General features: G+C 65.1%; 18 protein-coding genes. 11 read left to right on the top strand and 7 right to left on the bottom strand.

Annotated elements, in window-relative coordinates:
- Nucleotides 1–103 precede the first annotated feature (103 nt).
- Together ABIC17_RS20100 and ABIC17_RS20095 are read left to right on the top strand one after the other, a co-directional pair.
- The gene (locus ABIC17_RS20100) at nucleotides 104–1,315 is read left to right on the top strand and encodes a toxic anion resistance protein (protein WP_354284923.1); all 1,212 of its coding nucleotides are present in this window, start codon (nucleotides 104–106) and stop codon (nucleotides 1,313–1,315) included.
- Between the two features lie 4 nt (nucleotides 1,316–1,319).
- The gene (locus tag ABIC17_RS20095) at nucleotides 1,320–2,030 is read left to right on the top strand and encodes a hypothetical protein (RefSeq protein WP_354284921.1); all 711 of its coding nucleotides are present in this window, start codon (nucleotides 1,320–1,322) and stop codon (nucleotides 2,028–2,030) included.
- A gap of 78 nt (nucleotides 2,031–2,108) precedes the next feature.
- Here ABIC17_RS20095 and ABIC17_RS20090 read toward each other — a convergent pair whose 3' ends face one another.
- On the bottom strand, nucleotides 2,109–2,672 hold the full coding sequence (locus tag ABIC17_RS20090; RefSeq protein ID WP_354284919.1) for a PEPxxWA-CTERM sorting domain-containing protein: 564 nt from the start codon (nucleotides 2,670–2,672) through the stop codon (nucleotides 2,109–2,111).
- A 675-nt stretch (nucleotides 2,673–3,347) separates the two neighbouring features.
- On the opposite strand from ABIC17_RS20090, the gene rplK reads away from it, so the two are divergent.
- Together rplK and rplA are read left to right on the top strand one after the other, a co-directional pair.
- Nucleotides 3,348–3,779, top strand: a complete 432-nt coding sequence (gene rplK / locus ABIC17_RS20085) for a 50S ribosomal protein L11 (RefSeq protein ID WP_010160412.1) — start codon at nucleotides 3,348–3,350, stop codon at nucleotides 3,777–3,779.
- A 4-nt stretch (nucleotides 3,780–3,783) separates the two neighbouring features.
- Nucleotides 3,784–4,482 carry a 50S ribosomal protein L1 gene (gene rplA / locus ABIC17_RS20080; protein WP_242139452.1) on the top strand — a complete coding sequence of 233 codons (699 nt, stop codon included), beginning with the start codon at nucleotides 3,784–3,786 and terminating at the stop codon, nucleotides 4,480–4,482.
- A 341-nt stretch (nucleotides 4,483–4,823) separates the two neighbouring features.
- Here rplA and sdhA read toward each other — a convergent pair whose 3' ends face one another.
- From sdhA to sdhC, 3 genes are read right to left on the bottom strand one after another with little or no spacing between them, the layout of a single operon-like run.
- A complete protein-coding gene (sdhA, locus tag ABIC17_RS20075; protein WP_354284916.1) occupies nucleotides 4,824–6,626 on the bottom strand; it encodes a succinate dehydrogenase flavoprotein subunit in 1,803 nt (600 codons plus the stop codon).
- Entirely contained in the window at nucleotides 6,619–7,017 is a 399-nt protein-coding gene (sdhD, locus tag ABIC17_RS20070; protein ID WP_354284914.1) for a succinate dehydrogenase, hydrophobic membrane anchor protein, read from the bottom strand. The genes sdhA and sdhD overlap by 8 nt, the downstream gene beginning before the upstream one ends.
- Nucleotides 7,017–7,436, bottom strand: coding sequence for a succinate dehydrogenase, cytochrome b556 subunit (gene sdhC / locus ABIC17_RS20065; protein WP_354284912.1), 420 nt, complete (start codon nucleotides 7,434–7,436; stop codon nucleotides 7,017–7,019). Before sdhC ends, sdhD begins: the two co-directional genes overlap by 1 nt.
- Before the next feature lie 232 nt (nucleotides 7,437–7,668).
- Here sdhC and ABIC17_RS20060 point away from each other — a divergent pair, with 232 nt between their 5' ends.
- From ABIC17_RS20060 to ABIC17_RS20050, 3 genes are read left to right on the top strand one after another with little or no spacing between them, the layout of a single operon-like run.
- Complete coding sequence (locus ABIC17_RS20060; RefSeq protein WP_354284949.1) at nucleotides 7,669–9,012, top strand: methyl-accepting chemotaxis protein; 1,344 nt, start codon at nucleotides 7,669–7,671, stop codon at nucleotides 9,010–9,012.
- 42 nt (nucleotides 9,013–9,054) lie between these two features.
- Nucleotides 9,055–10,413, top strand: coding sequence for a methyl-accepting chemotaxis protein (locus ABIC17_RS20055; RefSeq protein ID WP_354284910.1), 1,359 nt, complete (start codon nucleotides 9,055–9,057; stop codon nucleotides 10,411–10,413).
- A 43-nt stretch (nucleotides 10,414–10,456) separates the two neighbouring features.
- A complete protein-coding gene (locus ABIC17_RS20050; protein ID WP_354284908.1) occupies nucleotides 10,457–11,155 on the top strand; it encodes an SDR family NAD(P)-dependent oxidoreductase in 699 nt (232 codons plus the stop codon).
- A 13-nt stretch (nucleotides 11,156–11,168) separates the two neighbouring features.
- Here the strand turns inward: ABIC17_RS20050 and ABIC17_RS20045 are convergent, their stop codons facing one another.
- Nucleotides 11,169–12,845, bottom strand: coding sequence for a glycoside hydrolase family 43 protein (locus ABIC17_RS20045; protein WP_354284906.1), 1,677 nt, complete (start codon nucleotides 12,843–12,845; stop codon nucleotides 11,169–11,171).
- 77 nt (nucleotides 12,846–12,922) lie between these two features.
- Between ABIC17_RS20045 and ABIC17_RS20040 the strand changes: the two genes are divergently transcribed.
- The 3 genes from ABIC17_RS20040 to ABIC17_RS20030 all read left to right on the top strand — a co-directional run bounded on the left by ABIC17_RS20040 (nucleotide 12,923) and on the right by ABIC17_RS20030 (nucleotide 16,252).
- Nucleotides 12,923–14,503 carry an aldehyde dehydrogenase (NADP(+)) gene (locus ABIC17_RS20040; protein ID WP_354284904.1) on the top strand — a complete coding sequence of 527 codons (1,581 nt, stop codon included), beginning with the start codon at nucleotides 12,923–12,925 and terminating at the stop codon, nucleotides 14,501–14,503.
- Nucleotides 14,500–15,471: an AraD1 family protein gene (araD1, locus tag ABIC17_RS20035; protein WP_354284902.1), complete on the top strand. Its 972-nt coding sequence runs from the start codon at nucleotides 14,500–14,502 to the stop codon at nucleotides 15,469–15,471. Before ABIC17_RS20040 ends, araD1 begins: the two co-directional genes overlap by 4 nt.
- A gap of 64 nt (nucleotides 15,472–15,535) precedes the next feature.
- On the top strand, nucleotides 15,536–16,252 hold the full coding sequence (locus tag ABIC17_RS20030) for a FadR/GntR family transcriptional regulator (RefSeq protein WP_354284900.1): 717 nt from the start codon (nucleotides 15,536–15,538) through the stop codon (nucleotides 16,250–16,252).
- A 451-nt stretch (nucleotides 16,253–16,703) separates the two neighbouring features.
- Here ABIC17_RS20030 and ABIC17_RS20025 read toward each other — a convergent pair whose 3' ends face one another.
- The gene (locus tag ABIC17_RS20025; RefSeq protein ID WP_354284898.1) at nucleotides 16,704–18,500 is read right to left on the bottom strand and encodes an IlvD/Edd family dehydratase; all 1,797 of its coding nucleotides are present in this window, start codon (nucleotides 18,498–18,500) and stop codon (nucleotides 16,704–16,706) included.
- Between the two features lie 78 nt (nucleotides 18,501–18,578).
- Here ABIC17_RS20025 and ABIC17_RS20020 point away from each other — a divergent pair, with 78 nt between their 5' ends.
- On the top strand, nucleotides 18,579–19,901 hold the full coding sequence (locus tag ABIC17_RS20020; protein WP_354284896.1) for a sugar MFS transporter: 1,323 nt from the start codon (nucleotides 18,579–18,581) through the stop codon (nucleotides 19,899–19,901).
- A gap of 107 nt (nucleotides 19,902–20,008) precedes the next feature.
- On the opposite strand, the gene ABIC17_RS20015 is transcribed toward ABIC17_RS20020, so the two are convergent.
- The gene (locus tag ABIC17_RS20015) at nucleotides 20,009–22,306 is read right to left on the bottom strand and encodes a TonB-dependent receptor domain-containing protein (protein WP_354284947.1); all 2,298 of its coding nucleotides are present in this window, start codon (nucleotides 22,304–22,306) and stop codon (nucleotides 20,009–20,011) included.
- Nucleotides 22,307–22,710: the final 404 nt, after the last annotated feature.

The raw sequence follows: 22,710 nt of genomic DNA, 5'->3' as shown, positions 1-22,710 counted from the left end.
TCCGTTACAGTTGACCGGTTTCGTGTGTAGTGTTGCGTTAATACACTTGAAGCGCCGGGGGATCGGCGGCATTTATCAGCGACGCGTAAGTGGGAGATTGACGATGGCGACGACTGCACCGACCGATACGGATGCCGCAGCGTCCGGGCTGGTCCTGACGCCGCCCGATCCCGTTCCCGTGCTCGCGCCCGAAAAGGCGACCGGGCTCGTGCCGGTGGAGGACGGCGTCCGCAGCAAGTTGCAGGACAAGGTCGCGGGCTTCGTCGACGATCTCGTCGCGCAGGACGTCAATTCGCCCGAGTTCGGCAAGCGTGTCGATGCGATCGCGGCGATGGGCCAAAAGGAAATCCGCGCCGCAGCCGAGCAGTCCAACCGCTTCCTCGACCGTCCGGTCAAGGCAATGGACGGCGACACCGGGGTGGGCGCGGACCTGACCGAGCTTCGCCGCACGATCGAAAAGCTCGACCCCTCGACCAACAGCAAGCTGATCTCGAGCCGGGGCATCATGTCCAAGCTGTTCGGCGGCAGCATCAACACCTATTTCGATAAGTATCGCTCCTCGCAGTCGCATATTTCGGCGATCCTCAAGACGCTCGCGCGCGGCAAGGATGAGCTGCTGATGGACAATGCCGCGATCGATACCGAGCGCAGCAATTTGTGGACCGCGATGGGGCGGCTCGAACAGATGATCGTGCTGTCGAAGGAAATGGACGCACGGCTCGAGGACAAGGCGAACGACCTCGACCATAGCGATCCCGCCAAGGCCAAGGCGATCCGCGAAAGCGCGCTCTTCTACGTCCGCCAGCGCACGCAGGATCTGCTGACGCAGATGGCGGTGACGGTGCAGGGCTATCTCGCGCTCGACCTCGTCAAGAAGAACAACGTCGAGCTGATCAAGGGCGTCGATCGCGCCTCGACCACTACCGTGTCTGCGCTGCGCACCGCGGTGACGGTCGCGCAGGCGCTCGCCAACCAGCGGCTGGTGCTCGACCAGATCACCGCGCTCAACACGACCACCGCCAACATCATCGATGCGACCGGCAAGCTGCTCAAGTCGCAGACCGCGACGATCCACGAACAGGCCGCCGCCTCGACCATCCCGGTCGAGACGCTCCAGCGCGCGTTCCAGAACATCTACGACACGATGGACGCGATCGACTCGTTCAAGCTCAAGGCGCTGGATTCGATGAAGACCACCGTCGGCACGCTGTCGAACGAAGTCGAGAAGTCGAAGGGCTATATCGCCCGCGCCGAGGGCGCCGCGCAGAACCGGCTGTCCGGCCCCGGCGACACGTTCAAGCTGGAAGCGGAGTGATCCGATGACCGACGTCGATCGCCAGGTCGCGCGCGCGGGGGAAGTGCTCGATCGGACGCGGGCGGAGCGCGCGGCGCAGCGCGGGCGGCGGCGCGCGGCGCAGCGCGGGCGGCGGCGCGCGGCGACGAGCCTCGCGCGGCGTGTGGGCTATGCCGCGGCGGCCGATCTCGCGATCCTGGTCGCCGCGATGACGATCGGCTGGTTCGTCCCGATCGGCATGGGCGGCGCGCTGATCGTCGCGGCGCTGATGGCGGTCGTCACCGCGACCTTGCTGTTCGCCAGTCTGACGCCGAAGGTCCGGGTCGAACAGTTGCACGCGGTGCCGCTCAAGGCGCTGCCGCAAATGACCGAGCAATGGCTCGAGACGCAACGCGCGCTGCTGCCCGCCCCTGCGCAGACGCTGGTCGACGGGATCGGCGTCCGGCTCGAGGCGCTCGCGCCGCAGTTGCAGACGCTCGACGAGCAACAGCCTGCCGCGACCGAAGTCCGCAAGCTGGTCGGCGAGCAACTCCCCGAGCTACTGCGCGATTATGCCAAGGTTCCCGCGGCACTCCGCACGGTCGAACGCAACGGTCGCTCCCCCGATGCGCAGCTTGCCGATGGTCTTCGCGTGATCGACGAGGAAATCGGGCAGATGTCCGCGCAACTGGCGCAGGGCGATCTCGACTTGCTCGAGACCCGCGGGCGTTTCCTCGAAATCAAATATCGCGACTGATCCCGCGGATCGTCGCAGGGCAAAAAAATACCGCCGTCCCGGTTGGGACGGCGGTATCTCTACCCGAAGGTATTGCGCTTAGGCGTAGGTGACCTTGGTCGACGAACGCTTGTACGAGCGCAGGCCGAAACCGATCATGCCGAAGCCCATGAGCATCATGCCCCAGGTTGCGGGCTCAGGAACTGCCGAGACCGAGAAGGTGTACGAGCCACCGTTGTCACGGTAGTTGTCGTCGGCAACGCCGAACGACAGAACGCTTGCGTTCGCCTGCGACAGGCCCGTGTTCAGTACGAAGCTGTAGGTGTTGTTCGCGCTGTACGCCGGAACCATGCCGTCGAGGATCGAATTCGCAACAGCCTGGTTGCGCGTTGCGCCGGTCGAAGCGAACGAACCCGCGGTGTAGGCGAGCTGGTACAGACCCGAGTTGCGAGCCTGCGAAACCGTCTGGTAGAACGCGTCGTTGACGGTGTTGCCGTTCGAGAAGCCGGTGCCGCTGACGGTCACGCGAACCTGACCGAAGTAGGTGCCCGTGGTGGTCGCGCCGGTCGGCGTGTTGAAGGCGGCGGTGAGGTTCTCGGCGGCGAATGCCGGAGCAGCCGTTGCAAGCAGCGCGACCGCTGCTGCGCTCAGAATTTTCTTCATACTCGGTACCCTTATCCTATTGCTGGTCCAGTTGGACACGCAAACAAGGTTAACAAGTTTCATGCCAAGCGCAGAAACGCGCGGTTTTCGGCGCTGCAGTGCAGCAGAATGTCAGGGATCCGCGGCGTTTGCGCCCGCAAATCCGGCATTTTGTCGGGGGTTAAATAGCGGCCATGATCCCATGTCGTCCCGATCCGGGAATATCGTGTACGCACTGTAAGGGAAAGCGACACCGTCAATAGATCTGAATATTATCAATGTATAAATATCGCTTCTTAAAAGAACACTACGTCCATCCCGGGCCGCATCGAGCACATGACCAATAGATTTATTGGAGGTCGCGCGGGCGCTTTGCCGATATCCGACCATGAAACGCGTATGCGGCATGGAGCCGAAACCCTGGCACCATGCACCAACGCCGTGACTTGATCGCGCCGCTCACCGCACCCCACCACATGCTCGGCCAAGCCGTCGATTGCAGCTACTGTAACGCTGCCCTTCCGCGCGCTTCACGTTGCATTGCTGCACCCGTTCGGCTATGCGCACGCCCTTCCAACGAGACATCGATGGATTTTGCGGGAGGCGGCTCTTTATCGAGGCGTCACTTGGACCGCTAAACTTGAACCGGGTCAGGGTGTTTCGATGCCTTGCCCCCTGACAGAGTGAGACCGCCTTATGGCAAAGAAGATTACAGGCTACATCAAGCTTCAGGTGCCGGCCGGCAAGGCCAACCCGTCGCCCCCTATCGGTCCTGCGCTGGGTCAGCGCGGCGTCAACATCATGGAATTCTGCAAGGCGTTCAACGCGTCGACCGGTGACCAGGAAGTCGGCACGCCGCTCCCTACCGTCATCACCGTCTATGCCGACCGCAGCTTCTCGTTCGAGACCAAGACGCCGCCCGCGACGTTCCTGATCAAGAAGGCCGCTGGCCTCAAGTCGGGTTCGAAGGAGCCGGGCAAGACCGTTGCCGGCAAGATCAAGCGCTCGCAGCTTTCGGAAATCGCGACTGCGAAGATGAAGGATCTCAACGCCAACGATATCGACGCGGCAACCCGCATCATCGAAGGCTCCGCCCGCGCAATGGGCCTCGAAGTGGTGGAGGGCTGAGATCATGGCAAAGCTGACCAAGAAGGCAAAGACGCTCGGTTCCGCAATCAACAGCGAGAAGCTGTACGGCGTCGACGAAGCGATCGCGCTGGCCAAGACCCACGCAACGTCGAAGTTCGACGAGACGATCGAAGTCGCGCTCAACCTCGGCGTCGATCCGCGTCACGCGGACCAGATGGTGCGCGGCGTCGTCACGCTGCCCAAGGGCACCGGCAAGACGGTTCGCGTCGGCGTGTTCGCCAAGGGTGCCAAGGCTGACGAAGCCCGCGCCGCTGGTGCAGACGTCGTCGGTGCGGAAGACCTGATGGAAATCGTCCAGGGTGGCACGATCGACTTCGATCGCTGCATCGCGACCCCGGACATGATGGGCGTCGTCGGTCGCCTCGGTAAGGTGCTCGGTCCCAAGGGCCTGATGCCGAACCCGAAGCTCGGCACGGTCACGATGAACGTCGCTGAAGCGGTCAAGGCAGCCAAGGGCGGCCAGATCGAATATCGCGTCGAGAAGGCCGGGATCATCCACTCGGGCATCGGCAAGGCATCGTTCACCAACGAGGACCTGCGCGCGAACTTCGACGCACTGGTCGACGCGGTGGTCAAGGCCAAGCCGTCGGGCGCCAAGGGCAAGTATGTCCGCAAGGTCGCCGTCAGCTCGACGATGGGTGCAGGTATCAAGGTCGACACTGCCGAGGTTTCGGCGGCGTAAGCCTGATCTGCTACTGAACTGCGAAAGGGCCGGGGGAAACCCCGGCCCTTTTTGCATGGGACCGCATCGGCAGATGCCGCCCCCTTTCGACGACCAACGGTCGCGGGTTTAGCGCCCTGCCGCACAGAGGCGGGGTTGCAACAACACAGCGGCTAAATGGTAAAAGCGGGCTTCGTTTCGATGCCCTGCACTCCTCAACCTGACATTGGCCAGGGAGGCGTTCACGGGAAGCGGACCACGCTCCCGGATTTTTGCCGCATCAGGGCATTCGCACGTCACCTCGACGGCCTGTGCCGCCCTCCCAGCCAAGGCGGGGAAGACGGCACCGTCGGTGGCGGATATCAGTAAACGCGCTTCTTCGGCTTGATGTACTCGACGTCGTCGGTGAGCGTGAAGTCGTGGACCGGGCGATAGCCGATCTCGACCTTGCCCGCCTTGCCGCCCCAGCCCGCGAAGGTCGCGGTGGTGTGCTTCATCCAGTTCGCGTCGTCGCGGTCGGGATAATCCTCGTTGACGTGCGCGCCGCGCGATTCCTGCCGGTTGGCCGCACTTTCCATCGTTACGACCGCCTGCGCGAGCAGATTGTCGAGCTCGAGCGTCTCGACCAGATCAGTGTTCCAGATCAGCGAACGATCGGTGACGTTGACGTCCTGCAGGCGGGCGTAGGTCGCCGCGATCTTGGTCTGCCCTTCGCCGAGCAGCGCGTTGTCGCGGAACACCGCGCAATGCTTCTGCATCGTGCGCTGCATCTCGGTGCGGATCTGCGCGGTGGGCGAACTGCCCTTGGCGTTGCGGAACGTGTCGAGACGACCGAGCGCCATCTCTTCCGACCCCTTGGGGAGCGGATTGTGCGGCGTGTTCGGCTTGAGCGTCTCCTTGAGCCGAAGCCCGGTCGCACGACCGAACACGACCAGATCGATCAGCGAGTTGGAGCCGAGACGGTTCGCGCCGTGGACCGAAACACATGCAGCTTCACCGACCGCGAACAGGCCGGGGACGACGGAGTCGGGGTTGCCGTCGCGCAGGTTGACGACTTCGCCGTGATAGTTGGTCGGAATGCCACCCATGTTGTAATGGACGGTCGGCGTCACCGGGAGCGGCTGGCGCGTCAGGTCGACGTTGGCAAAGATCTTGCCCGTCTCGGTGATGCCCGGAAGCCGCTCTGCCAGCACCTTGGGATCGATGTGATCGAGGTGGAGGAAGATGTGGTCCTTATGCTCGCCGACACCGCGGCCTTCGCGCATTTCCAGCGCCATCGACCGCGACACGACGTCGCGCGACGCCAGGTCCTTCGCCGACGGAGCATAACGCTCCATGAAGCGCTCGCCCTCGGAGTTGGTGAGATACCCGCCCTCGCCGCGCGCACCCTCGGTGATGAGGACGCCTGCGCCGTAGATGCCGGTCGGGTGGAACTGGACGAACTCCATGTCCTGCAGCGGCAGACCAGCGCGCAGTACCATCGCATTGCCGTCGCCAGTGCAGGTGTGCGCCGAGGTCGCCGAGAAGTAGCAGCGGCCATAGCCGCCCGTCGCCAGCACGACCGTGTGCGCACGGAACCGATGGATCGACCCGTCGTCCATGCAAAGCGCGATCACGCCGCGGCAGACGCCGTCTTCCATGATCAGGTCGAGCGCGAAATACTCGACGTAGAAGTCCGAATTATACTTAAGGCTCTGCTGGTACAGCGCGTGGAGCATCGCGTGGCCGGTACGGTCGGCAGCGGCAGCGGTGCGCTGGACCGGAGGCCCCTCGCCCATGTTCTGCATGTGCCCGCCGAACGGACGCTGGTAGATCGTCCCGTCCTCGTTACGGCTGAACGGCACGCCGGCATGTTCCAGCTCGTACACCGCAGCCGGCGCTTCGCGGACCATGTACTCGATCGCGTCCTGGTCGCCGAGCCAGTCGGAACCCTTGACGGTATCGTACATGTGCCACGACCAGTGGTCGGGCGAGTTGTTGCCAAGGCTCGCTGCAATGCCGCCCTGCGCCGCAACCGTGTGACTCCGCGTCGGGAACACCTTGGTGATGCACGCGGTCTTCAGGCCGCTTTCCGCGATCCCCATGGTCGCGCGCAGGCCGGAGCCGCCCGCGCCCACGACGACGGCGTCATAGGTATGGTCGATGATCTTATATGCCTCAGGCATGCGGCACTCCGGTGGTAGCGGTGAAGGCGACCTTGAGGATCGCGAAAATGGCGATGCTGGCGGTCACGACAGTGAAGAAGTTGAGCGCGACCATTGCGATGACGCGGCTTTCTTCATGCTGGTAATCCTCGATCACCACCTGCAGCCCGAGCCGGAAGTGGTAGAAGACCGAGGCGATCAGCAGCACCATCGGGATGGCAGCCCAGCTCGACGACAGCCAGGTGTGGACGGTGTCGTAATCATAAGCGGGCAACCGCAGGATCGCGATGAAGAACCACAGCATCAGGAACAGGTTGGACGCGGCGGTCAGCCGTTGCTGCCACCAGTGATGCGCGCCTTCCTTGGCGCTGCCGAGACCGCGGACGCGGCCGAGTTCGGTGCGATAAGCCATTATTTGAACCCCAGGATATAGACCCACACGACCAGCGTTGCGGCAACCGAGAAGATCATCGTCGCCATAGCACCGGTCTTGTTGCGCTTGAGTTCATAGCCTGCGCCCGCATCCATCACGAAGTGCCGGATGCCGGTCGCCATATGCTGGAAGAACGACAGCGTCAGCCCGATCCCGACGATGTAGCCAAGCGCGCCCCCGGCGAATTCGCCGAACACGTGATGGAACGTGGCGTAGCTTTCCGCCCCGCCCGAAATCGCCGCCAGCCACCATACCATGACGAGCGTGCCGACGGTTGCCATGCCGCTGCCGGTGACGCGATGAAGGATCGAGACCGTCATATGCGGTCCCCATTTCCAGATGCTCAAGTGCGGGCTCAGCGGTCGAGCGCGTTTGGTCGTGGGTGTCGTGCTGGCCAAGGCGGCGTGTCCTCATCAATTGCAGGGTCGATTGCGGATCGAATGCGGGTTGGTGCCCTCTTAATCCGACGAGCCGATGATGCAAGGATTCTGGCTGATACCGCAGATGCATCCGCTGCAATCATCCGTAATGCCGGTTACGCCGCGTTAACCAGGGAGAGGTAGTCAAGCGAAGGGCGTTTCGCGCGCCGGCCATGCCACAGACGGAGCGTCAACCTTGAACCCCCATGAATTGCCCGCCCCCGGTGCCGTTGCCGCGACGATCGACCTCCGCGCCCGCCTCAGCGCGTTCGACTTCGACCACACCCTCGAGGCCGCTGCGCGCGACGTCTGGACGATCCTCGAACCCGATGCGGGGGAGATCGCGCTTGCCTTCTGGGGCCAGTGGCGGCGTGCCGGCCTGGGCGAGAGCAATTGGCAGCCTCATGAAGAGGCCAAGATCGTCGAACTGGGAGTCGCCTATCTGCGCAACCGGTTCTGCGACGTCAGCGGGCGCGCGTGGGTCGAATCGATGGAGCGCTCGGTTGCGGCGGGCTACGCCGCGGGTGTTTCGACGATGGCCTTGTTGTCGATGACCTGCGCCAGCGATCGTGCCGCCCTCACCATCCTGTTCAATCGTCTCGAGACCAACGACCCACGCCTGCCGACGTTCATCGACACCGTGCTCCGGCTAACGGGACTCGAAAGCGAGATTACCGTCGAAATCTACAACGCTTTTCGCGCCCATAGCGCCGCAGACGAACGGGAGCGGCTTGCCACCGAATTTCGCGAGGGGATCGCGCTTACGGTCGAGCAGGCGACGCAGGAATCGGAAGTACTGCGCGGCCAGTCCGTCCGCACGTCGATGTCGGCACGCGGTATGCTCGGCAAGACCAGCGAAGTCGCTGCGGCCGCGGAACAGTCCGCCGTCGCGATGCGGGAAGCCGCACAGACCGCCGCGGGCCTGATTCGCGCGATCGAAGATGCGCGCACCGAAGTCGAAGCCGCCGCGGAGATCGCGAATCGCGCATCGACCCAGGCCGGCGCCGCGGTCGGCATGTCGGAAACGCTGAGCGATCATGCCAAGTCGATCGAATCGATCCTCGGGCTGATTCGCGACATCGCGGGGCAGACCAACCTGCTCGCGCTCAACGCCACGATCGAAGCGGCACGTGCCGGCGACGCCGGGCGCGGCTTTGCGGTGGTCGCGCAGGAAGTGAAGAGCCTCGCCAGCCAGACCGCGCGCGCGACCGACGACATCGCCGCCAAGATCGCCGCGATCCAGTCCGCCACGCGCTCCACCGTCGAGACCAACGCGTCGATCAAGTCGACCGTCACCGAAGTTCAGGAAAGCGCCAATCGCATTCGCCATGCGATGGAAGCGCAGGCGCAGACCGTCACCGCGATCACTGCGGCGGTCGACGAGACCGCCCTCGCCGCGGATTCGATGTCGAACACGATCACCGCGATCCGCGAGGATACCGAAACCGTCGCTTCCGAGATCGATCGCGTCGGTCGTGGGTTTGATTCGCTCGATCACAAGCTCGGCGCGCTCAAGAACAGCGCCGGCGAGTTCGTCGCGAAGGTCGCCGCGTAACGCGGCCAATCAGATATAGCGTAGGTCAGGGAGTCAGCCGGAATGGCCAATCAAGTGGGCGGGTGGAGCGGGGAGAACCGATCCACCGCCGAGCGCGTCGCGGATTACGATTGGGACAATACGCTCCTTGCGGCTGGGGCGGAAATCGCAGAGCTCATCGCCGGCAACGAAGTGTCGATCTCTCAGACGTTCTGGAAGCATTATCTCGCACTGCCGATGTCGGCGCACATCCGCCCGATGTTCGACGAAGCCTATCTCGCTGCAAGTGTCGCCGACAGCGCACGGTACACGATCGCGAAATACTCGGCACCACATGGCGACGAATGGGCGCAGATGGCGACCCATCACGTCGCGCGCTCGCAGAAGGCCGGCATCCCGTTGCAGGCGTTGCTGGCGTCATTGAGCTTCGCGCACAGCTGCACGCTTGGCCTGATCGAAGCCAAGCTCGGCACGGGCTCGCCCCGCTTCCGCGCGCTGGCGGACGCCGTGCAACGGCTCGCGCTGGTCGAGGCCGACATCATGGCGTCGCACCTGGGAACGCACGATGCCCAGCGCAGCCGCGCCGAACGTCGTGATCGATCGGCGCATTTCAGCGAAACGATCGCGACATCGATCGAAGGCACCGCGGCGCTCGGCAACCGTCTGCGGGTGCAGACGCAGGGGGCGGCCTATTCGACCCGTGGGATGACCAGCAAGACGAGCGAGGTCGCCGCCGCCGCCGAACAATCCGCCACCGCGATGCGCGAGGCCGCGCAGACCGCCGCCGGGCTGATCCGTGCAATCGAGCGGGCGCGCACCGAAGTCGAGGCGGCGACCGCGATCGCGACTCGCGCCTCGACGCAGGCAGGGACCGCGGTATGCATGTCGGAAACGCTCAGCGACCATGCCAAGTCAATCGAATCGATCCTCGGGCTGATCCGTGACATCGCGGGACAGACAAACCTGCTCGCCCTCAACGCGACGATCGAGGCCGCGCGCGCGGGCGATACCGGACGCGGCTTTGCGGTCGTCGCGCAGGAAGTCAAAAGCCTCGCCAGTCAGACCGCGCGGGCGACCGACGACATTGCGGCGAAAATCGCTGCGATCCAGTCCGCGACACGGTCGACCGTCGAAACCAACGCGTCGATCAAGGCGACCGTCGGCGAAGTCCAGGAAAGCGCGAACCGCATCCGCGATGCGATGGCGGCGCAGGCGCAGACGGTGACCGCGATCACCGCGGCCGTCGACGAGACCGCACTCGCCGCCGATTCGATGTCGCATACGATCGTCGCGATCCGCGAGGACACCGATCACATCGCCGGAGAGATCGACACGCTCGAACGTGAATTCGGCAAGGTGGACGATCAGTTGAACGTGTTGAAGCGTGCGGCCGACACTTTTTCGGCCAGCGTGGCGGCCTGACGCGAGGGTTGGTTCGCGCACCTGTCCCGGATAAGGCTGGCGAATGACCAACATTCTCCTCACCGGTTCATCGCGCGGGATCGGTGCCGCGATCGCGGCAAAGCTCGACCGGCCGGATGTCGCGCTCATCGGGCATGGCACGCGCAGCGGCATTCCGGCGGACTTTTCCGATCCCGCGGCACCGCGCGCCCTTTGGGACGCGGCGCTCGAGCGGCTTGGCGGCACGATCGACGTGCTGATCAACAACGCCGGTGTGTTCGATGCCAATCCGATCGATCGCGACGATGACGCATGGGTCGCCGAATGGGACCGCACGATGCGCATCAACCTCACCGCTTCCGCCGAATTGTGCCGACTGGCGGTGCTCCACTGGCAGGGCCGCGGCGTCGGGGGGCGGATCGTCAACATCGCAAGCCGGGCGGCCTATCGCGGCGATTCGCCCGCGCACTGGCATTATGCCGCGTCGAAGGCGGGCATGGTCGCGATGACCAAGAGCATTGCCCGCGGCTATGCCGGCCAGGAGATCCTGGCGTTCGCAGTGTGCCCGGGGTTCACGATGACCGGCATGGCAGAAGACTATCTGTCGAGCCGCGGTGGCGACAAGCTGCTCGCGGACATTCCGCTCGGGCGCGTCGCGATGCCCGACGAGATCGCGGACGTCGCGCGCTTCCTCGCGCTGGAAGCACCCGCGTCGATGACGGGCGCGGTGATCGACGTGAACGGCGCGAGCTACGTGCGGTAGCAGCGAAACGACGTCATCGTGGTCCCTGCGCGAACGGGCCGATCATCGTGCCGACGAATCCGCCCGCCTTGTTGGTGCTGAGGTTGGTCGCATCGACCTCGTGCGCGAGCGTAACCCATTGCTTTCCCACCGCATAGGCAAGGTCATACCGCCCCCCGCGCGCGGCGATCCGCAGGCGCACCGGGCCGCTCGCCGACACCGCCCGCTCCGCGACCGTCACGCCGGTGCGTGGTTCGTCCTTGCCTGCGCGGCGGGCGGCGCGGACGAAGGTCTTGCCGTCGTGCCGCGTCAGCGCGATCGTCAGGAAATAGGCGTCGTTCTGGACCGCGGCGAGCCCCGCCATCGCCCCCTCCTCCGGCGCGAACCGAACCGAGGTCGTCACGCTGGCGACCGCATGTTCCTGGCGACGCGCGACGAAAGCAGGCTTGCCGAAGTCGCCGATCCCGTCGGCGCGCGGATCGAGCAGTAACTCGCGCCCGGCCAGACGATACGGGGCATCGCGCATCGTCATCCATTCCAGCCCGAGCCGTGGCCCGACGAAGTCGGTGCGCACGGAATACGTCCCCGTAAACGGGGTGGATCCTGCTGCCGCCATCGGCAACGGCGCGCGCACGACATAGGGCACGTTCTGGCCCTTGGGCAGGATCACCGGCCAGCCGTTCGACCAGTCGACCGGGAGCAGGAACGTCTCGCGCCCGATATTGTAAAAATCCTTCTCATACGGGCGGGTACCGAGGAAGATCGACCACCAGCGTCCGTCGGGCAGTTGCACGAGATCGGCATGTCCGGTCGCGCTGATCGGGTTGGGCCGCGTGGCGGGCTGGTTGCGCTGCGACAGGACCGGATTGATATCCTTCGGCGCAGGGACATACGGCCCCGTGACCGAGTCGGAGCGGAACACGACCTGGCTGTGGTTGACGCTGGTGCCGCCTTCCGCCGCCAGCAGATAATAGGTGTTCTTGACGCGGTAGATATGCGGCCCCTCGATCCACACCGGCTTGGCGGCGAGATCGACCCCGCCGTTGACGACCATCTTGGGGTTGCCCATCATCTTGAGCGCGACCGGATCGAACTGTTCGATCCACAGCGCGCGGTGGCCGTCGTACGTCGACCCACCGACTGGCTCGCGGTTGTTGATCATCCATGCCTTGCCGTCGGTATCAAAGAAAAGCGACGGATCGATCCCTTCTACTGTCGGCAGGAACACCGGATCGGACCATTTTCCTGCCGGATCGGTCGCGGTAATGACGAAATTGCCGCCGCATTGTACGCAGGTGTTGACGATATAGAACCGCCCCGCATGGTAATTGATCGCGGGGGCGAACACCCCCTCGGACATGCCGCGCCCGGTGAAGTCGAGCTGGCCCGGCCGGTCGATCGCATTGCCGATCTGCCGCCAGTGGACGAGGTCACGGCTGTGGAACACCGGAATGCCGGGGAACCACGAGAAGGTCGAGTTGACGAGATAGTAATCTGCCCCGACCCGGACGATGCTCGGGTCGGGATGATAGCCCGCGAGGATCGGATTGCGGTAGCTGCCTGCCGGCACCGCCGCGCCGTCGGTGCCCTGATACTCGACCCAGCCGAACCGCGCAGGCCCCGCAGCATTCGCGCCGGCGGCACACAGCATCGCCGCCGCCGCCAGCGCGAGACGCACGGCACGGGTCGTCGTCGAAATCGGTCGGGACATGGCAGCATCCTCAGTCTCGCCTTGCGAATGGCGTCTCCAAACCCTATTATGTCTGAGTTATTATGGAAGGGCTTTTCGTGATCGATGGAGCAATTTTGATCGGGACTGACGTTCGTCAGGCCGATACGCGGTTTACCGCAATCAACCCCGCGACCGGAGAAACGCTCGAGCCGAACTTCTCGGCCGCCGGTCCCGATGCAGTCGCCGAAGCCGCCGCACTCGCGGAAGAGGCATTCCCGGTCTATTCGACGACCGACCTCACTACACGCGCCGCATTTCTCGAGGCGATCGCCGAGGCGATCCTCGCGATTGGCGACGACCTGATCGTTCGCGCGATGAGCGAGAGCGGCCTCCCCCGCCCGCGTCTCGAAGGCGAGCGTGGTCGCACCGTCGGCCAGCTTCGCATGTTCGCGCAGATGGTCCGCCAGGGCGATTTCCTCGATGCGACGATCGACCCGGCGCTCCCCGACCGCGCACCGTTGCCGCGTCCGGACCTGCGCCGCATCAACGTCGCGGTCGGACCTGTTGCGGTGTTCGGCGCGTCCAACTTCCCGCTCGCTTTCTCGGTTGCCGGCGGCGACACCGCATCGGCGCTGGCCGCTGGCTGCCCGGTGATCGTCAAGGGTCATCCGGCGCATCCCGGCACCGGCGAACTCGTCGCCCGCGCGATCGCGTCGGCGGTCCAGTCGAGCGGACTGCCCGCGGGCGTCTTCTCCTACCTGCCGGGTGACACGAACGCATTGGGCGGCGCGCTCGTCGCCGATCCGCGCGTCAAGGCGGTCGGTTTCACCGGTTCGCGTGGCGGTGGCCTCGCGCTGATGAAGATCGCGGCCGAGCGCGACGAACCGATCCCGGTCTATGCCGAGATGTCGAGCATCAACCCGGTCATCCTGTTCCCCGCCGCGCTCGCCGCGCGCGCGAAAGAACTGGGTGCCGCTTACGTCCAGTCGCTGACGATGGGCGCAGGCCAGTTCTGCACCAACCCGGGTCTGGTGATCGCAGTCGAAGGCCCCGACCTCGACACGTTCGTCGCCGCAGCGGGCGAAGCCCTGACGGGCAGCGCGGCGCTGACGATGCTGACCCCCGGGATCCACGAAGCCTATGAAAAGGGCGTCGAGGCACTCGCCGGCCATACCGCGGTTCGCACCGTCGCCCGCGGCGTCGCCAACACCGGCCCCAACCAGGCGATCGGCGCCGTGTTCGAAACCGATGCGGCGAGCTTCCTCGCAGACCGCGCGCTCGGGCATGAAGTGTTCGGCTCGTCGTCGGTGGTCGTGCGCTGCAAGGATCTGGCCGAAGTCGGCCATGTCATCGCCTCGCTCGAAGGCCAGCTCACCGCCACCGTCCAGATCGACGAGGGCGATGCCGAGGCAGCCGCCGGGATCGTCCCGATCATCGCCGGACGCGTCGGTCGCATTCTCGCGAACGGCTGGCCGACGGGTGTCGAAGTGAGCCACGCGATGGTTCACGGCGGCCCCTTCCCCGCCACCAGCGATGGCCGCACGACTTCGGTCGGCACGCTCGCCATCTATCGCTTCCTGCGCCCGGTTTCGTACCAGAACCTGCCGCAGGCGATGCTGCCCGTGGCCCTGCGCGACGGTAACCCGTGGGACATCGCGCGCCGCGTCGACGGCGTGCGGGAAGCGTCCGCACGATGATCGCGTCGCTCGTCCAGTTCGATGACGGCGCGCGCGGCGTCGCGGCAATGACCTCCGATGGCGCACGTCGCGTCATCGGGGTGTCGACCGTGCTCGAACTCGCTGAACTCGCGGTCCAGTCCGAAATCGGGCTGGCCGCGCTGGCGGAAACGCGGCTCGGTGATCCGGTCGATCTGGCGAGCGTGCGGTTGCTCGTCCCGATCGATCATGCCGATGACGCGCATCTCGTCGTCACCGGCACCGGTCTGACGCATCTGGGATCGGCCGAGGGCCGCGACCAGATGCATCGCAAGGCGGCGGAAAACCCCGACCCGACCGATTCGATGAAGATGTTCCTGATGGGCGTCGACGGCGGTAAGCCCGAAGCAGGGACCGAGGGTGTCCAGCCCGAGTGGTTCTACAAGGGCGATGGCGCGATCCTCGCGGCGCAGGGCGAACCGTTGACGATGCCCAGCTTCGCGCTGGATGGCGGCGAGGAGCCGGAGATCGCTGGGATCTATCTGATCGACGCGAATGGCGCGCCGGTTCGGATCGGGTTCGCGCTCGGCAACGAATTCTCGGATCACATCACCGAACGCGGCAACTATCTGTGGCTTGCGCATTCCAAGCTGCGTCCGGCGGCACTCGGCCCCGAACTGCTGCTCGGCGATCTGCCCGCGGACGTGCGCGGCACCAGCCGGGTCGTCCGCGATGGCGCGACTGTATGGGAAAAGCCGTTCCTGTCGGGCGAAGCGAACATGTCGCACAGCATCGCCAACCTCGAACATCACCACTTCAAATACGCCGGCTTCCGCCGTCCGGGTGACGTCCACGTCCACTTCTTCGGGACCGCGACGCTGTCGTTCAGCGAAGGGTTCCAGACCCAGCCGGGCGACGTGTTCGAGATCGAAGCCGCGCCGTTCACGATGCCCGTGCGCAACCCGCTTGCGGTCGGCGACGACGCGGTGCCCCAGGTCCGCTCGCTATAACGGCCTGTCGCTCCCGGACCGCGGCACGCCCTTTCAGGGCCGTGTCGATGCGCGAGGGAGCGGCATGACCGGTGACGACGACCGCCTGTTCGCCCCGCGCATCCACGGGATCATCGCGCACGACATCGGCGTCGAGATCGTCAGCGGCGTCCGCCAGCCGGGTGCGGTGTTCGGCGGCGAGATCGAAGCGAGTGAGGCGCTTGGCGTGTCGCGCACCGCCTACCGCGAGGCGATCCGTATCCTCGCCGCCAAAGGGCTGGTCGAGAGCCGCCCGAAAGCCGGAACCCGTGTTACCCCGCGCAGCCGCTGGAATTTGCTCGACGTCGACGTGCTGGCGTGGACGTTCGAGGGCGAGCCCAACGCCGACTTCATCATCGACTTGTTCGAACTGCGCGGCGTGATCGAACCCGCCGCCGCCGCCTTTGCCGCGCGTCGTCGGAGCGAGGCGGATCTGGCGGAGTTGCGCGAGGGGATCGAGGCCATGCGGCTGTACGGGCTCAAGGACGCACGCGGGCAGACCGCGGACCAGCGCTTCCACCGCGCGATCCTTGCCGCCGCGCGCAACGAACCGCTCGCGGCGCTCGCCAACAGCGTCGGGGCAGCGGTGCGTTGGACGACGACCTTCAAGCAACGCAAGCACGCGCTGCCGCGTGATCCGTTGCCGGATCACGAACGCGTGCACGATGCGATCGTAGCTGGGGATGCGGTAGCGGCGCATCGCGCGATGGTGGAGCTGTTGCGGCTGGCGCTCGGCGATATGGGGTTGGCGGAGCGGGACTAGGGGGCTGCTCGAACGCGCGACCGCACGTGGAGAATGCCCTGACCTTACCCAAAACATAAGCGCTTCCCCGGCGAAGGCCGGGGCCCAGAAGCAATGGCCGTAGTTGCTCGCGCGCAACTGCCCGTTACCACGACCTCCGCGACTGGGCCCCGGCCTTCGCCGGGGAAGCGTTGGGTTTTGCTGAAGGCGACCCGTGAACGGCGGGTGTAGGGCTAGCGATTGAGAGTAAGGAACCGCAAGGCGTGGTTAGCACTGCCCGCCCTGCCCAGACCCATAGCTAAGACGCTTCCCCGGCAAAGGCCGGGGCCCAGTGGCAATGGCCGTAGTTGCTCGAGCGCAACTGCCCGTTACCTCGACCTTCGCGACTGCGCCCCGGCCTTCGCCGGGGAAGCGCCTTGGATCGCCAGCGGAGAAGCGGGGACTTCCTAGCGGTGGAAGTCCCCTGCTCCGATTAGTGGTTGTCGCGCGGCAACCCGCGCGTCTGCGCGATGCGCTGATACGCCTCGGCCCCCTCCAGGATCGCGCCCGTGCCGAGCTGGCCGACCACCGAACGCTGCATTTCCTGCCAAGGCGTCTGCGATGCCGGATAGGCATAGCCGCCAGCCGCCTTCAGCGCCTCGCGCCGTGCCGCGATCTCGGCATCGTCGATCAGCACGTCGGCAGTACCGCGGTTGAGGTCGATCCGCACGCGGTCCCCAGTGCGCAGCAACGCAAGCGTGCCGCCGGCCGCTGCCTCTGGCGAGGCGTTGAGGATCGACGGGCTGCCGCTCGTCCCCGACTGGCGACCGTCGCCGATGCACGGCAGCGCATGGACGCCGTCGAGGATCAGATGCGCGGGCGGGCGCATGTTGACGACTTCGGCCGCGCCGGGGAAACCGATCGGCCCCGCGCCGCGCATCACCAGCAGCGTTTCGGCCGTGATCCCGGTTGCGGGATCGTCGATCAGCCGGTGATATTCCTCCGGCCCGTCGAACACCACGACCGGCCCCTCGAACGCATCGAGATCGCCCGGCGTCGACAAATAGCGCTCGCGGAATTCGGGCGAGATCACGCTCGTCTTCATCACCGCATTTTCGAACAGATTGCCCGACAGCACGACGAAGCCCGCCGCCTCCATCAACGGTGTCGCGAACGGACGGATCACCTTCTCGTCCTCGATCGCCACACCGCGGCAATTCTCGCCCATCGTCTTGCCGTTGACGGTCATCGCGTCCTCGAGGATCAACCCCTGGTCGATCAGCTGCGACACGACCGCCGGAACCCCGCCCGCACGGTAGAAATCCTCACCGAGATATTCGCCCGCGGGCTGCAGGTTGACCAGCAAAGGAATGTCGAGGCCATGTTCCTGCCACGTCTCGACGGGCACATCGACGCCGATGTGGCGCGAGATGGCGGTGAGATGGATCGGCGCGTTGGTCGACCCACCAATCGCCGAATTGACGCGAATCGCGTTGAGGAACGCGTCACGCGTCATGATGTCCGAAGGCTTGAGGTCCTCGGCGACCATGTCGACGATGCGCTTGCCGGTGAGATACGCAACTTCCTGGCGATCGCGATACGGCGCGGGGATCGCGGCCGAACCGGGCAACGACATACCGAGCGCCTCGCACAGCGAGTTCATCGTCGTGGCGGTGCCCATCGTGTTGCAATAGCCGGTCGACGGTGCCGACGACGCCACCAGGCGGATGAATTCGGCGTGGTCGATCTCGCCCGCCGCGAGCAGTTCGCGCGCCTTCCACACGATCGTGCCCGAGCCGGTGCGCTCGCCCTTGTGCCAGCCGTTGAGCATCGGGCCGACCGACAAGGCGATCGCCGGGATGTTCACGGTCGCCGCCGCCATCAGGCAGGCGGGCGTGGTCTTGTCGCAGCCGATCGTCAGCACGACGCCGTCGAGCGGATAGCCGTACAGCGTCTCGACGAGGCCAAGATACGCAAGGTTTCGGTCGAGCCCGGCGGTCGGGCGCTTGCCGGTTTCCTGGATCGGATGGACCGGAAATTCGAGTGCGATCCCGCCTGCTTCGCGAATGCCTTCGCGCAGCCGCTCGGCAAGCACGAGGTGGTGGCGGTTGCAGGGCGACAGGTCGGAGCCCGTCTGTGCGATGCCGATGATCGGCTTGCCCGACTGCAGCTCGGCAAGGCTCAACCCGAAGTTCAGATACCGCTCGAGATACAGCGCGGTCATATCAATGTTGTCGGGATTATCGAACCACGCACGGCTGCGGAGCTTGGGGGGTGTGGACTCAGACATTTTCGGGAACTCCGCGTTTGACGCTATCCAGATCGGGATATACTCAGACATTTATAAGATCAATGAGGATGCGTGCCCATGGCAATAACACCCACCCGGCAATCGGCGCTGACAGACGCGCCACCGGAGGGCGGCGTTCGCCCCTCCTACGTCAGTGCCCTTGTGCTGCTCGGCACGCTGTTTTTCATGTGGGGGTTCATCACCGTCATCAACAACACGCTGCTGCCGCATCTGCGCAGCGTGTTCGAACTGAGCTATACACAGACCACGCTGATCGAGAGCGTCTGGTTCATCGCCTATTTCTTCGCGTCGATCCCGTCGGCCAAGCTGATCGAGCGGATCGGCTACAAGAAGTCGCTCGTCGTCGGGCTGCTGATCATGGCAGCGGGCGCAGTCGGCATGACGGTGGCGGCAAGCATCCCGTCCTACGGCGTCACGCTCGTGATGCTGTTCGTGATCGCGAGTGGCATCACGCTGCTCCAGGTTGCGGCCAACCCTTACGTAGCGGTGATCGGCTCGCCTGAGACGGCGTCGGCGCGGCTCAACCTCGTCCAGGCGCTCAATTCGGCGGGGACGATGCTCGCACCGCTGTTCGGCGCGTATCTGATCCTCGGACGCTCGACCAGCGGCACCGCCAAGTCGGGGGCTGTCTTCACCCAGGCGGAGCGGCTTGCCGACGCGCAGTCGGTGGTGCTGCCCTATGTGCTGGTAGCGATCGTGCTCGTCATCCTCGCGGTCGTGATCGCGCGGTTCCCGCTCCCGGCGATGGGCACGTCGACCAGCCGCATGGCGAAGGCCGACCGCAAGAACCATTCGCTGTGGAAGCACCGCAACCTCGTGTTCGGCATCCCCGCGATCTTCATCTACCTGATCGCCGAGATCGGCGTCGCCAACCTGTTCGTCAATTTCGTCAGCCAGCCGCAGATCGCGGACCTGACGCATGAGCAGGCCGGTCGCTACCTCACCTTCCTGTGGGGCTTCATGATGATCGGCCGCTTTGCGGGCTCGTTCATCATGCAGAAGATCCCGGCGGAAACCGTGCTCGCGGCGTTCTCGATCGGTGCGTTCGTCGTGATGCTCGTCACCGTCTTCACGACCGGACCGCTCGCGATGTGGGCGCTGATCCTCGTCGGGCTGTTCCACTCGATCATGTTCCCGACGATCTTCACGCTCGGGATCAAGGGCCTTGGCCCGTTGACCGAGGAAGGGTCGGGGCTGCTGATCATGGCGATCGCTGGCGGTGCGCTCGTCGTCGTGCAGGGTCAGATTGCGGACGCCTACGGGTTGCAGACGTCGTTCCTGCTGACTGCGGCGTGCGAGCTGTACATTCTGTTCTACGCATTGTGGGGCAGCAAGGCGACCGAGATCGCAGCGGTACCGGGCCAGCCGCTGGAAGAGTGACGAAGGTTTAGCGCCCCGTCGCGTCCAAAACAAAACCCGCCGTGCGCCAAGCGCACGGCGGGTTTTTTACGTCTTGGAACAGCCCCCGCGTACAGGAGGCGCTCCCCCTAGAACCCCTTCTTCACCGTCACGAAGAACTGCCGCGGTGCCCCTGCCAGCAGGGTCTGGTTGTCGCCGCTCTTGCCGAAACCGTTCGACCCGATCGTCGCGATATAGCCGAGATCGGTCAAATTGGTGACGCTGCCCTCGATCCCCAGCCCGTCGAGCACGCCCTCACCGCGGAAGGTATAGCCGATCGTCGCATCGACCAGCACGCGCCCGGGCACAGACTGGTCGTTGAGATAGGTGAAGTAGCGCTTCGACATGTAGTTCGCGCCGACCCGCGCGAGGAACTGACCGTCGTCATAGACCGCCTCGCCCTTCAGCATGTGCTCGGGGTTGTCGGGGACGGTCTTGCCCTTGGTCGCGGTGTCGATCTGTCCGATCGAGCCGACCGCGGTGCTGATCACGTTGTCGCGATATTCCGCCTTGCCGTAGGAATAGGACGCATACAGCGACACCGCGGGCACCACCTTGTACGTGCCGGTCACTTCGACGCCGTAGTTACGCACCGAACCGACGTTCTGCAGCGTCGTCGGGTTGCCCGCGCCGCCGGTGCCGTTCGCCAACGACAACAGCCGGTTCGAGAAATCGACGTAATAGCCCGCGATCGACGCCTGGAACCCGTTCATCCGGAAGCGCCCGCCGACTTCATAACTGTCCGACCGCTCGGGCTTGAGCGAATTGCGAATCAGGTCGAGTCCCGCCTGCGTCGTCGCGAACGGCGACCCGCCGACCGCTGCGGACGTGAACGCGCGCATATTCTGCGTAAAGGTCGCGAACAGTTCGGTCTGCCCGCCGATCCGGTACAAAGCACCGACCTGCGGCAGGAACCAGTCCTTCGCCTCGATCCGCCCGGCAGCGAGCGTGCCGACGATCGCCTTGGCACGGTTGACGACTTGCAGGCCCTTCCACCCGCCCGACAGCGTCAGGTCGCCAAGCGTCAGCTTGTCCGAGACGTAATACATCAGCGTCTCGGTGTTGAACTTGGCATCGAACTGCGTGAAGAACGGGTTGCTCTTGAACTCGAGCGACGGGAGCGATGCGGTTGCCTGGTTGGCGAGGCCATAGAAACGGCGCGCATTCTCGAAATCGTTCGATTCGTACCAGCCACCGATCTCGAGATGGTTGGGCCCGGTGTCGACCGCGACATGGCCGAGTACGCCGCCACGGTGGATGTCATATTCGGTCGTGCGCACCGACAGCGCAGCGCCACCCGGGGTCGGGGTGTACGGCAGGTACCACAGGCCCTGACCGTGGTTGTTGTGATAATAGCCGGTCAGCTTGAGCGAAACCTGGTCGGTCAGGCGGCCATCGAAGGTCGCGCCCGCGAGATAATCCTTCCGCAGACCCGCCGCATCGAAATAGACGTCGTCGACGGTCTTGTACGGCGCGGGAAAGGTCGTGCCCGCCGTAGGATAGGGCAGCGGTTGGCCGGCGGCGGTGTTCTGGTTGGCATAGACCTGCGCCAGCCGCGTCGCGAGCGGGAAGTCGTTCGAGATGTTGTCGAGATCGTAGCCGAACCGCTTGATCAGATCGAGGCTGAGATCCTGGTAATCCTGCTCCCGGCGATCCGAATAGTCGAAAAAGGCTGAGATCGAGCCGCGGTCGCCCAGATCCTGCAGGAGCTTGGCGTTGACCTGATGCTGGCGCTGTTCGCCGAAGCCCTTCCACTTGTCGGTCTTGAGATAGCCGTAGCTGATATAGCCCTTGAGCCCCTGCCCGGTGATGTCCCCGCTCTCGAGCCGGACGAAGCCGCGATAGGTCTCGTTGCTGCCATAGGTGCCCGACGCGACGATCCCCATCTTGTCCGAGGGCTTGAGCGACGTAAATTCGATCGTCCCGCCGAGGTTGCTGCTGGATGCGGTGCCGAGCGCGCCTGCGCCTTGTGCGACCGCGGCGACGCCGAGATTCTCCGAGATGATCGCGCGGCTGATGTGGAGGCCGTTGGAATTGCCGTAGCTCATGTCGCCGAGCGGAATGCCGTCGAGCGTGAAGCCGAGCTGGTTCTGGTTGAACCCGCGCAACGTGATCCGCGACGACCATTCATATGCGCCGAACGCGTCGGCGGCCTGATAATTGACACCGGGAAGCTTGGCGATTGCCTTGAGCGGGGTCGAGCCGGGGGTCAGGCGTTCGATATCAAGGTTGCTGACGGTCTGCACCTGCCGCGCCTGGCCGAAGCCGAGCACGACGATGTCGGCTTCTTCGGGGGCGGGCGTTTCGGTCGTTGCCGTGTCGACGGGCTGCGGTTCAGGCGACGGAGCGGTCTGGGCCAGCGCGCTGGTCGAAACGAAGGCGAGCATCATCGAACCCGCGAGCAGGTGGAAACGAAGCGTCATGCTGGAAACTCCCTGATGGGCCGGTTGTCGACCTCAGGTTGCCGCATGACGACTTTGTGTTGCGCGGCTATGACCGTTTCGGGTCTATTCCGCGTCGGTTGGTTAACGCCTGGCGGCGGGCGTCAGTGCAAGACCGCTGCGGCGGGGGCGTGGAAAATGCGCGGCTGACGGGGGTTCTGAAAGAAGCCCCTCCCCTTCAGGGGAGGGGTTGGGGGTGGGGCAGACCAGCAGAACCAAGCTCTCTGCGAGGCACGGGGCCCCCCCCCCCCCCCCCCCCCACCGGGGGGGGGGGGAGTTTTTTCACCCCCCCCCCCCCCCAATACCCCCCCCCCCCCCAAAAAAACACCCACCCCACCACACGCCCCCCC

The organism is Sphingomonas sp. PvP056 (assembly GCF_040549155.1).
Classification (GTDB): Bacteria; Pseudomonadota; Alphaproteobacteria; order Sphingomonadales; family Sphingomonadaceae; genus Sphingomonas.
Note: the sequence above shows the minus strand (reverse complement) of the source record. Positions and strands in the feature narration are given on the sequence as shown.